At 39.3% G+C, this 552-nt stretch carries 2 protein-coding genes; both read left to right on the top strand.

Annotation, left to right across the window (positions count from 1 at the left end; all coding sequences use genetic code 11):
- On the top strand, window positions 1–269 hold a 269-nt coding region (locus RTW80_RS27015), incomplete at its 5' end, for a type IV secretory system conjugative DNA transfer family protein (RefSeq protein ID WP_312721163.1).
- Window positions 266–552 (top strand): conjugal transfer protein (locus RTW80_RS27020; RefSeq protein WP_312721165.1); only part of this gene is annotated, 287 nt, incomplete at its 3' end. The genes RTW80_RS27015 and RTW80_RS27020, both read left to right, overlap by 4 nt.

Below are 552 nucleotides of genomic sequence, written 5' to 3' on the forward strand. Positions count from 1 at the left end.
CACTGGTGCTTCCACAGGAGCTGGGAACGCTGGACTTTAAAGAAGAATTTATCATCCTGAAGGGGGAGAACCCTGTTAAAGCAGAAAAGGCACTGTATTACCTTGATCCGTATTTTATGGACAGGTTAATGAAGGTCAGTCCTAAACTGGCATCATTGACGATGGAACTAAATAAGACGAAAAAAATATTTGGTGTGAAAGGGCTTAAATATCCGTCAAAAGAAAAAATGCTCTCCGTAGGGGAGCTGGAGTCTGAGGTTTTGCTATGAAAAAAATACTTATGATCAGTATTCTTCTCCTCACAGCCTGTTCCTCTCCACCTGAACCGCCACAGGTTGAATGGGAAAGACGGCCTGAAGTTATGAATACACAAATAATGAACTGGACACCAACATCTAACGTTATTAAATCAGATAATATAAATTCCTTATGGAGTAAGGTGTTGCCTGATTTTAAACCAGAAAATCGTCTTTACGATGATTCTGTTTTTTATGCAGTTGCCCACTCTGAAAAAATAGTTGTAAGGACATCTTCTTTTGATAGTTACTGGTC

This window comes from Escherichia sp. AM3, assembly GCF_032029835.1.
GTDB lineage: Bacteria > Pseudomonadota > Gammaproteobacteria > Enterobacterales > Enterobacteriaceae > Escherichia > Escherichia coli.